This is a genomic window from Kitasatospora sp. NPDC054939, assembly GCF_053610105.1.
This window is the reverse complement of the sequence record NZ_JBSGXP010000090.1, coordinates 26865-34805: the sequence shown is the minus strand read 5'-3', so window position 1 is coordinate 34805 and position 7941 is coordinate 26865. Positions and strand designations below refer to the sequence as shown.

The 7941-nt window shown below is 74.4% G+C and carries 9 protein-coding genes; 3 read left to right on the top strand and 6 right to left on the bottom strand.

Annotation, left to right across the window (positions count from 1 at the left end; translation table 11 throughout):
• Nucleotides 1-44: 44 nt before the first annotated feature.
• A complete protein-coding gene (gene infA / locus ACWGB8_RS24120; RefSeq protein WP_452215645.1) occupies nucleotides 45-269 on the bottom strand; it encodes a translation initiation factor IF-1 in 225 nt (74 codons plus the stop codon).
• Nucleotides 270-320: 51 nt separating this feature from the next.
• Entirely contained in the window at nucleotides 321-1082 is a 762-nt protein-coding gene (locus tag ACWGB8_RS24115; RefSeq protein ID WP_452215644.1) for a GNAT family N-acetyltransferase, read from the bottom strand.
• 267 nt (nucleotides 1083-1349) lie between these two features.
• On the opposite strand from ACWGB8_RS24115, the gene ACWGB8_RS24110 reads away from it, so the two are divergent.
• Nucleotides 1350-2150: a DUF2182 domain-containing protein gene (locus tag ACWGB8_RS24110; protein WP_452215643.1), complete on the top strand. Its 801-nt coding sequence runs from the start codon at nucleotides 1350-1352 to the stop codon at nucleotides 2148-2150.
• Between the two features lie 47 nt (nucleotides 2151-2197).
• On the opposite strand, the gene ACWGB8_RS24105 is transcribed toward ACWGB8_RS24110, so the two are convergent.
• The 4 genes from ACWGB8_RS24105 to ACWGB8_RS24090 all read right to left on the bottom strand — a co-directional run bounded on the left by ACWGB8_RS24105 (nucleotide 2198) and on the right by ACWGB8_RS24090 (nucleotide 4627).
• Entirely contained in the window at nucleotides 2198-2857 is a 660-nt protein-coding gene (locus ACWGB8_RS24105; protein WP_452215642.1) for a DUF1326 domain-containing protein, read from the bottom strand.
• A 219-nt stretch (nucleotides 2858-3076) separates the two neighbouring features.
• Nucleotides 3077-3550, bottom strand: coding sequence for an N-acetyltransferase family protein (locus tag ACWGB8_RS24100; RefSeq protein ID WP_452215647.1), 474 nt, complete (start codon nucleotides 3548-3550; stop codon nucleotides 3077-3079).
• Nucleotides 3551-3566: 16 nt separating this feature from the next.
• On the bottom strand, nucleotides 3567-3920 hold the full coding sequence (locus ACWGB8_RS24095) for an ArsR/SmtB family transcription factor (RefSeq protein ID WP_452215641.1): 354 nt from the start codon (nucleotides 3918-3920) through the stop codon (nucleotides 3567-3569).
• A gap of 107 nt (nucleotides 3921-4027) precedes the next feature.
• Nucleotides 4028-4627, bottom strand: a complete 600-nt coding sequence (locus ACWGB8_RS24090; RefSeq protein ID WP_452215640.1) for a DUF6434 domain-containing protein — start codon at nucleotides 4625-4627, stop codon at nucleotides 4028-4030.
• A 196-nt stretch (nucleotides 4628-4823) separates the two neighbouring features.
• Between ACWGB8_RS24090 and ACWGB8_RS24085 the strand changes: the two genes are divergently transcribed.
• Both ACWGB8_RS24085 and rox read left to right on the top strand, forming a co-directional pair.
• Entirely contained in the window at nucleotides 4824-5990 is a 1167-nt protein-coding gene (locus ACWGB8_RS24085) for a serine hydrolase domain-containing protein (protein WP_452215639.1), read from the top strand.
• 409 nt (nucleotides 5991-6399) lie between these two features.
• Nucleotides 6400-7827 (top strand): rifampin monooxygenase, encoded by a 1428-nt coding sequence (gene rox, locus ACWGB8_RS24080; protein ID WP_452215638.1) that lies wholly within the window; start codon nucleotides 6400-6402, stop codon nucleotides 7825-7827.
• Nucleotides 7828-7941 lie beyond the last annotated feature (114 nt).

Genomic DNA, 7941 nt, shown 5'->3' with positions numbered 1-7941 from the left:
GTGCGGGTACGGGCCGGCGGCGGTCACCGGACGGCGGCGGCTGCTCAGGTGCGGTACCGGTACAGGATCCGGCCGCGGGTCAGGTCGTACGGGCTGACTTCCACGAGCACCCGGTCGAACGGGAGGATCTTGATGTAGTTCTTCCGGATCTTCCCGCTGATGTGCGCGAGCACCTGGTGCCCGTTCTGCAGCTCCACCTTGAAGGTGGCGTTGCGCAGGCATTCGACGACGGTGCCCTCGACTTCGAGGCCGTTCGCTGTTCTTGGCAATGTCTCTCGATTCCTCGATGGGGTGTGGTGCCGGTCGGGACCGGTGTGGTCTCAGAGCCGGACGAGTTCCAGGGTGCTGCCGGTCCGCTGCGCGCCGCAGCCTTCGAGCAGCGCGATCGCGGCGGTGTTGGACGTGTCCGCCTCGGCCCACGCCGAGGAGGTCCCGGCACGGTGCAGCGCGCCCAGCGCGTGGGCCAGCAACGCCCGGCCGATGCCGCGCCGCTGCTGGTCGGCCCGTACCGCGACGAGCCCGATCCGCGCCCGGCGGGGCACCGGCACCACCCGGACCAGGCCGGCGTACCGACCGTCCCGGACGGCCACCGTGTACGTCGACGGATCGACGGGCAGCGCTCCGGCCGGGACGGGCAGCACCTCGGCCGGCATGGTCTGCCAGCCCGCGGCCGCCCCGACCTCCGCGCGGATCTCGGCGTCCAGTGCACGCAGCCGGACCTCGCCCGCCTCGGTGCCGGGCAGGATCGTCACCCCCGCCGGGGGCGGCGCGTCGAGCCCGGTGTCGCGCGGATCGGTGGGCAGGACGTACTCCCACTCGCGGCGCCCGACGGCGAAGCCGGCCCGCTCCCAGCGGGACCGCAGGTCGAGGTCGGCCTCGCCGACCAGGGTGTGGAGGGGGGTCGGCAGGTCCGCCAGGATCGTCTCGGCGAGTCGGCCGAAGGCCGCGTCCTGCCACACGTCGATGCTGACGAAACGCCGCCCGTCGGGCCGTTGGGAGACATCGCCGTGACCGACGATGCGATCGTCGGACACGGCCTGCCACTGGGTCTCGGTCACGCGGGTGACCAGCACGGAGTTCATGAGGGGTGCCTTTCGGGAGTGCCTTGATGGGGAGGCGCTCCGACGACACCTGGGTCAGTCACCCACCGTGGGGAAAGGGGGGAGCACCCGCCTCGATACAGCGTTCACGGGTCTCACCTCCTCTGGTCCTGTCACGGCACTCCGCACAGTACCAACCGGCGCCTGCGCGTCCAACCGGTTTTCCGGGACGACGACCGGGCGGCCCGCGACCGGGTTTCGCCGGCGGCGCGGGTGTGCTGTCCTGGAAGAGCCACTCAGGAGATCACCATGCGTACTGTCACCGTGGAGAAGCAACCGCTGCGCCCCGGGGTGCTGATGCCGGCCAGGGAACTCGCGGCGGCCTGGTCGCTGATCGCGGTGATCGCGGCCCTGGCCTGGGTGTTCACGGTCGGGCAGGCCCGGGACATGGGGATCGAACCGGGCACCATGGGGATGGCGCTGCCGCTCTTCCTCGTCCTGTGGCTGGCCATGATGGCGGCGATGATGCTGCCGTCGGTGGCGCCGGTGGCGGTGACGTGGGCCCGGGGGATCGCGCGGCAGTCGAGCGGCGCCGAGCGGGCGGCGCGCACGGCGGAGTTCCTCGGCGGCTACCTGCTGGTGTGGACGGCGTTCGGGCTGCTGGCGTACGGCGGCCTCGCCCTCACCGGCGACCTGGTGGAGGGGGATCCGGACGCCGGACGGTGGATCGGCGCGGCCGCCTTCGCCCTGGCCGGGCTGTACCAGCTGGGCCCGTTGAAGTACGTGTGCCTGCGGCACTGCCGGAGCCCGATGGCGCAGCTGATGCGGTACGCGGGCTACCGGCGGCCGCTGCGGGACCTGCGGGTCGGGTTGCACCACGGCGGCTACTGCCTGGGCTGCTGCTGGGCGCTGATGGTGGTGCTCGTGCCGCTCGGCGTGATGAACGTGGCGGCGATGGCGGGGATCGCCGTGGTGGTCTTCCTGGAGAAGCTCTGGCAGCGCGGCCCGCTGCTGACCCGGGTGGCCGGCCTGGCGTTCCTGGTGCTGGCCGTACTGGCCCCGTTCCACCCCTGGCTGCTGCCGGGACTGACACCGAGCGACATGATGTAGCCCGCACGCCCGGGAGCGGGGAGCGTGCCGGGAGCGGGGGCCGTCCGTCAGTCCGGGCCGCTCCAGTCGAACGGGAAGTGCTTGCTCGATCGTCCGGTGCGGTCCCAGCTGAAGCCGAACGCGTCCGCCCGGTCACGGGTGGAGCGCCCCCAGGTGGCGACCTGCCCCGGCCCGACCTCCGCACCCGGGCTGTTGAGGACCTGCACGCGCGCGCCCTCGGGCGTCGTCGGCCCGGCCAGCGCCTCCGCGGCCGCCCTGACCCGTCCGGGAACCTCCGCGCTCCAGGAGGCCAGGTCCTCGTCGACGGTCACGTGGACCGGCGCGAACTCCATGCCCCGCATCTCGGCGCCGAACATCTCGCCGAACTGCGCCGGCCATCCGCCGGCCTGCCCTCCGAAGATCGCCCCCAGCGCGGCCCGCTGCTGCTCGTCGGCCCGCTCGTCGAAGAAGACGGCGGCGTACGGATCCGTGTGCTCGCCGGCCCACACGTTGCCGACGAAGGAGCCGAGCATCAGGACGTTGAGGCCGTCGAGCCGTACGTCACCGTAGCTGCCCTCCCGGATGCGCCAGGCGAGGACGCCCTCGCAGTCGCCGAAGGTGGGTGGCTGGGCGAACGTACAGGGGCAGGGGATCGTGCACTTGCACGTGTCGAACCAGTCGCCGGCAAGGTGCCATCGGGTATCCGTCGTAGCGGGCTGTTCGGTCATCGCGTCTTTCCCTCCCGCCACCCGAAGGCGTCGGTCCGGCGAGACCGCTCGTCCCGAATCCACCCCGGGACCGCGGGGCGGCCTCCCTTCCAGCCTGCCTCTCCCGGACCGGGAACGGAATGCCTCGTCCATCCGCGTCGACCGGTGCCGCGCCGAGGTTCTCGGCGGACGACCAGCCCCGCACGCGGCTCAGGAAGCAGCCGGACGCCCGTACGCGGCTCAGTGCACGACCGGGCTGCGGCGCTCGATCAGAAGAACGTCCCGCCAGACGCCACGGTGGCGGCCGATGCGTTCGCGGGTGCCGATGACGCGGAAGCCGGCGCGCGCATGGACGGCGAGGCTGGCGGCGTTCTCCGGGAAGACGCCGGACTGGATCGTCCAGATGCCCGCAGCCTCCGTGGAGGCGATCAGCGCCTGCAGCAGAAGGCCCGCGACACCGCGGCCGCGGGCCTCGGAGCGGACGTAGACGGAGTGCTCGACCACCCCGGCGTACGCGCAGCGGTCGGAGACCCGCGACGCGGCCACCCAGCCGAGGAGCAGGCCGTCCCGGTCGAGCGCGACGTACCGGTGCTCGGGGAGCTTGGCCGCGTCGAACGCCTCCCAGGTCGGGGCGGCGGTCTCGAAGGTGGCGTTCCCCTCGTCGATTCCGGCCCGGTAGATCGCCAGGACCCGGTCGGCGTGCTCGGGGGCCATCGCGACGACGGCGAGGTCAGCGTGCACCGCTGCCACCTCCTCGGGGGTCGGGCCGGTCGCCCAGAATCGCCTGCACGGCCTGGGGGAAGACGGACAGGCAGGAGTGGTTGACCCGGTAGCGGGTGGAGGCGCCCCGCCGCTCGGGCAGGACGAAGCGCACGTCGGCGAGGACCTTCAGGTGGTGGGAGACGGTGGACTGGCCCACCGGGGACAGCTCGACGATCTCACCCACGCTCATCGGCCGGCCCTCGGCGGCCAGCAGGTGCAGCAGCTGGATGCGGGTGGGGTCGGCGAGCGCCTTGAACCACGTCGCGTACAGCGCGGCGGTCTCGGCGTCGACGCCGGTACTGGTGCGGTCACTGGTATCCATCGATCATCGACGATAGTCGATGGGGTTGGCCACGGGAAGCCCTGGGCGCGGCGGCCCGGCCGACCAGGTCCTGTCCGGGCCTGGCGCAGCGCACGACTCCGCCCGTCTCACGCCCCGTCGCGGGGGCGCGCCCGGTGCGCGTACCAGGCGGCGAGGGCCTCGTCGCGGGTGCCGGCCGGGTGGTCGCGGCGCCAGGCCGCGGTGAAGCGGTTGAACTCGAACTGCTCGCCGATCTCCTGCGGCTGCGCGGCCTGTTCACGGGTCGCGCGCCAGTGCGCCACCGCGTCGCCGAGGGTGCGGCCGTGGCCGGTGGCGATGAAGTCCCGCATGAAGGCGTCGAAGTGGAAGGCGGGGCCGATCGCCTCGGTGAAGTACGCCCGGAGAACCTGGCTGCAGCGCTGTCCCGGCGGGATGACCGTCGCCGCGTCCACCGGTGCCGCCAACTGGGCACCCGCACGCGGGCGGCGAACGACCACCGGGGGCAGCGGGCGGCCGTCGAGGGCCGCGGCCAGCCGCGCGGCGAGGGCGGTCTTGCCCCCGCCCCGCGGGACGTCCAGCCGCCGGGCGAGTGCGGTCAGCTCGTCCAGCGTCCAGTACCAGCGCAGCAGTTCCGACCCGCCGAGGTCGGCCGTCAGGGCGGGGCGCAGCTCGGCCGCGGCCGGTGCGCCTGCGTCGGGCCGTTCCCCGCTGTCCGTGTGTCCGTTCATACCGGCGATTCTCCCGGGCCGGACGGACCCCGGGCCGACCGGGGCGCCGGAGGGCGGCGGGGAGCGGGGGCAGTGGCCGCCGGGCCCCGTCCGGCCGGGGCGGCGCTTCCGTCCGTGCCCGGACGGCCGTTCCCCCGACTGCCCTCGGGCGGCCCCCCTGGTCGGCGGTCGGCCGCCGGGGGGTAGCGTCCAATCCATGATCATCCGACGTAGGATCCTTCCCGCCGCGCTGCTCGCCGTCGCCGCGACCACCCTCCCCCTCACCCCGGCCGCCGCCCGTCCCGCGCCCGCACCCACGACGCTGCAGCAGGAGGCCGACGCCCTGCGCGACACCGGCATCACCGGCGTCTCGGTCCGGGTCGACACCCCGCGCGGCGCACGCACCGCCCGGTCCGGGGTCGCCGACCTGACCACCCGGCGCCCGGTGCCCGAGGGCGAGTTCCTGCGCATCGGCAGCATCACCAAGACCTACGTCGCCACCGTGGTCCTCCAACTCGTCGGCGAGGGACGGCTCTCCCTCGACACCACGGTGGAGGAGCTGCTGCCGGGCACCGTCACCGGCTCGGGCAACGACGGGCGCACCATCACCCTCCGCGACCTGCTGCGGCACACCAGCGGACTGCCCGAGTACGTGCCGGACGTCTTCCAGGACGCCTCCGCCGAGGGCTACTTCGCCAACCGCGACCGCAGCTACCGGCCCGAGCAGTTGGTCGCCTTCGCCATGCAGCACCCGCCGGTGTTCCCCGTCGGCACCGACTGGTCGTACTCCAACACCAACTACGTCCTCGCCGGCATGATCATCGAGAGGACCACCGGCCGGACCTGGGAGCAGGAGGTGGAGCGGCGGATCCTGCGCCCCCTCGGCCTGCGGGACACCGACACGCCCAGCGGCTCCCCGTACCTGCCGCAGCCGCACTCGGCCGACTACCAGCAGTTCGCCCCCGACGGCCCGCTGGTCGACACCTCGCTCCCCTACCGCCCCTTCGACAGCGGCGCCGACGGCTCGATGACCGGTACCGCCCGCGACGTCAACCGCTTCCTCGCCGCCCTGACCCGCGGCCGGCTGCTGCCCGCCGCCCAGTACGACGAGATGCTGACCACCGTCGCCGTCCCGGAGAACCGCGGCTGGCCGGCCGCCACCCGCGACGGCCTGGGCGTCTTCGTCACCCCGCTGTCCTGCGGCGGCAGCGTCGTGGGCCACGGCGGCAACGGCTTCGGCTACGCCGTACGCTCCTACGCCACCGCCGACGGCCGACGCAGCATCACCGTCGCCGTTCACAGCCGCCCGGCGAACCCCGCGACCGCCGCCACCCAGGACGCCGCCCTGCACCGGCTGGTCGACCGCGCCCTCTGCGCCTCCTGAGCCCCGGCTCCCACCGCACGGCGGGTGGCCCGGCCCGGTAGCCGGGCCACCCGCCCGGCCGCCCCGGCCAGGACCTCGACCGGTGACCCGGGCGGGCTGTCGGCGGGGTCCACCATGATGGCCGGCTGCCGCGCGGGCCCGTCGTGGACGGTGTGCTGCCCGCCGTCGGGCTGGAGCGCGCCTGACCGCCGCGGACACCCGGGAAACACGAACGGCAGACAGCGGTCGCCCGCTCCCTGCCACTCTCAAGCTATAGCGCGCCCGGGGGCTTGCCGCAAGGCCCCCGGGGTGGCGCAGAATCGTCGATCGAGGCCAGGACCTGCGGACTTTCCCGGTCCACCGGGTCCGCGCGCCGCTGCGAGCCGCGGGCGCCGGCCGACGTCCCTCCAGAACCGAACGGGGATCTCCGATGATCGACGTGATCGTGGCCGGTGCCGGGCCGACCGGCCTGATGCTGGCCGCCGAACTGCGGCTGCACGGCGTGCACGTGGTGGTGCTGGAGAAGGAGGCGGAACCCACCGGCCAGATCCGTGCGCTCGGCCTGCACGCGCGCAGCGTCGAGGTGCTGGACCAGCGGGGGCTGCTGGAGCGGTTCCTCGCGGTCGGGAGGCAGGTCGCGGTGGGCGGCTTCTTCGCGGGGATCGACAAGCCGTGGCCGGACGGGCTGGACACCGCGCACCCGTACGTCCTGGGCATCCCGCAGCCCGTCACCGAACGGCTGCTGGCCGAGCACGCCGACGAGCTGGGCACCGAGGTCCGGCGCGGCTGCGAGCTGGTCGCGCTGGCGCAGGACGGCGACGGGGTGACCGTCGAGCTGGCGGACGGCAGCCGGCTGCGCTCGCGCCACCTGGTCGGCTGCGACGGTGCGCGCAGCACGGTGCGCAAGCTGCTCGGGGTGGGGTTCCCCGGCGAGCCGTCCAGGGTGGAGACGCTGCTGGGCGAGATGGAGGTCGCGGAGGATCCGGCGGTGGTGGCGGCCGTCGTCGCGGAGGTCCGCCGGACCCAGCTGCGGTTCGGCGTCGGGCCGCTGGGGAACGGGCTGTTCCGCGTGGTGGTGCCCGCCGACGGCGTGGCGGAGGACCGCACGGCCCCGACGACCCTGGAGGAGGTCAAGCGGCAGCTGCGGGCGTACGCGGGCACCGACTTCGGCGTGCACTCGCCCCGCCGGCTCTCCCGCTTCGGGGACGGCACCCGGCTCGCCGAGCGCTACCGGACCGGCCGGGTGCTGCTGGCGGGCGACGCGGCGCACATCCACCCGCCGACCGGCGGACAGGGACTGAACCTGGGGCTGCAGGACGCCCACAACCTGGGGTGGAAGCTGGCCGCCGAGGTGCGCGGCTGGGCGCCGGCGGGGCTGCTGGACAGCTACCACGACGAACGGCACCCGGTGGCGGCCGACGTCCTGGTGAACACCCGGGCGCAGATGCTGCTGCTGGACACCGCGCCCGGCCCGCAGGCGGTGCGCCGGCTGCTGGCGGAGCTGATGGACTTCGAGGAGGTCAACCGGTACCTGATCGAGAAGATCACCGCGATCGGCGTCCGCTACGACTTCGGGCCGGGCCACGGGCTCCTCGGCCGGCACCTGCGCGACGTCGAGCTGACCGACGGGCGCCTCTACGGCCGGATGCACGCCGGCCGCGGGCTGCTCCTCGACCGGACCGGCAAGCTGTCGGCCGCCGGCTGGGCCGACCGGGTCGACCACGTCGCCGACCCCGCCGCCGCACTGGACGCACCCGCCGTACTGCTGCGCCCGGACGGCCACGTGGCCTGGGTCGGCGATGACCAGGAGGAGCTGATCGCGGCCCTGCCCCGCTGGTTCGGCGCGGCCACCGCGTAGGCCCTGTCCGGCCGAGCCGTGGACCGGGCGGTGGCGGCCCGGCTCGCGGCCCCGCCCGGCGGGACCGGGCGGGGGGCCCCCCGCGGGGCCGGGGGAGACGCCCCCGTCCTGGTC

What these genes read in the sequence shown, in the direction of transcription:
- ACWGB8_RS24095 (WP_452215641.1), bottom strand. Translation starts at nt 3,920, where the DNA reads ATGGATACCAGTGACCGCACCAGTACCGGCGTCGACGCCGAGACCGCC.
- ACWGB8_RS24110 (WP_452215643.1), top strand. Translation starts at nt 1,350, where the DNA reads ATGCGTACTGTCACCGTGGAGAAGCAACCGCTGCGCCCCGGGGTGCTG.
- ACWGB8_RS24085 (WP_452215639.1), top strand. Translation starts at nt 4,824, where the DNA reads ATGATCATCCGACGTAGGATCCTTCCCGCCGCGCTGCTCGCCGTCGCC.
- ACWGB8_RS24090 (WP_452215640.1), bottom strand. Translation starts at nt 4,627, where the DNA reads ATGAACGGACACACGGACAGCGGGGAACGGCCCGACGCAGGCGCACCG.
- rox (WP_452215638.1), top strand. Translation starts at nt 6,400, where the DNA reads ATGATCGACGTGATCGTGGCCGGTGCCGGGCCGACCGGCCTGATGCTG.
- ACWGB8_RS24115 (WP_452215644.1), bottom strand. Translation starts at nt 1,082, where the DNA reads ATGAACTCCGTGCTGGTCACCCGCGTGACCGAGACCCAGTGGCAGGCC.
- ACWGB8_RS24100 (WP_452215647.1), bottom strand. Translation starts at nt 3,550, where the DNA reads ATGGCCCCCGAGCACGCCGACCGGGTCCTGGCGATCTACCGGGCCGGA.
- ACWGB8_RS24105 (WP_452215642.1), bottom strand. Translation starts at nt 2,857, where the DNA reads ATGACCGAACAGCCCGCTACGACGGATACCCGATGGCACCTTGCCGGC.